Raw genomic sequence first — 1354 nt, forward strand, 5'->3', positions numbered from 1 at the left:
TCGTACCGGGCTCCGGGTCAGGCCGCCAGTTCGGCGAGCATCGCCTCGCGGAAGCGCAGCGTCCCGGCCAGGCGGGCGAAGGTCTCGCCCCAGGCGGTGGCGGGCGCGGCCCCGGCGGCCAGCGCCTCGACCGCCGCGGCGCTCTCCGGGGAGAGCGCGCGCTCGGTCATGCCGAGCACTCCGCTGTGGCTCCACGGGTAGGCGCCGGAGGCGGCGGCCCGGGCCAGCGCCTCGACCACGGCGGTGGACAGCGGCGGCGTCCACGGGGTGGCGCAGGCGCCGAGCAGCTGGAAGGCGTCGCCGAGGCCGTACGCCTCGATGAAGGCGGCCGTCCAGGCGGCCCGTTCGGCGGGCGGGAGCACCGCGAGCAGCTTGGCGGGGGCGCCGGTGGCACGGGCGGGGCGCCCGGGCCCGGGGACCGGCGCGGGGCCGAGCAGCGCGCGCGCCCAGGTGGTGTCCTGCTGGCGGACGGCGGCCCGGGCCCAGGCCTCGCGCAGGTCGTCGGCCCAGGTGCTGCTGGTCTCGTCGATGGCGTCGCCGACCCGCAGGGCGAGCAGCCGCTCGGGGGTCAGGCCGGTGTGCCCGGACCAGAGGGAGAGCGGCGCGGCGGCGATCACCTCGCCGAACCACCAGGCCCGTTCGCCGCGCCCGGTGGGCGACTTGGGCGGTATGCCGTCGCGCTGCATGGCCGGGTCACAGGCGGTGGGCGGGGTGACCAACAGGTGCGTGCCATGGGCGGAGAGGCGCACGGCGGCGCGGGCGCGCTCCGCCATCCGGGCGGCCAGCGCGGAGCCGGGCAGGGTGGAGAGCAGTTCGGCGGCGGTGGCCCGGACGTTCTTGCTGCGGTCGCCGAGGGCGGCCTCCAGGAAGGGCTCGTCGGCGAGCGAGAGGCCCTCCTGGAGGGCGTCCAGGAACAGCAACCGGTCCTCGGCCCGCTCGGTGGACCAGGTGCCGCGCAGCAGCGCGAGGCCGGCCGCCGGGTCGCGGCGGCGGAGCAGCGTGAGGTGGGTGACCCGCTCGGCGAACAGGCCCTCGTGCCACGGCTGGTGGCCCTCGGCGGGCGCGGCCTCCGGGGCGGGAGGGGTCTCCAGGGCGGCGCGCTGGACGAACCGCCAGTCCGCGTTGCGCTCGGCGAGCCAGCGGCCGAGCGGACCGGCCAGCGCGACCGCGTCGGGCCGCAGTTCGCTGCGGGCGCGGGCGGCGTCCAGCAGGGCCGGGACGCTGGCGGCGGGCGCGCGGTAGCCGCGCTCGCGGGCGGTCGTGAGCCACTGCGGGAGCAACTCGCCGAAGTTGGCGAGCACGCCGCTGCCTCCGCCGCGGGTGGAGAGCAGCAGCGAGAGCCGGCGGGCGGCGG

Annotated in this window: 1 protein-coding gene; it reads right to left on the reverse strand. The window is 79.1% G+C overall.

What is annotated here, in order from left to right; translation table 11 throughout:
- Positions 1-17: 17 nt before the first annotated feature.
- Positions 18-1354 (reverse strand): DUF5691 domain-containing protein (locus ABD308_RS00430; RefSeq protein WP_344322293.1); only part of this gene is annotated, 1337 nt, incomplete at its 5' end.

Origin of the sequence: Kitasatospora putterlickiae, from assembly GCF_039527695.1 — a bacterium.
Taxonomy (GTDB): Bacteria; Actinomycetota; Actinomycetes; order Streptomycetales; family Streptomycetaceae; genus Kitasatospora; species Kitasatospora putterlickiae.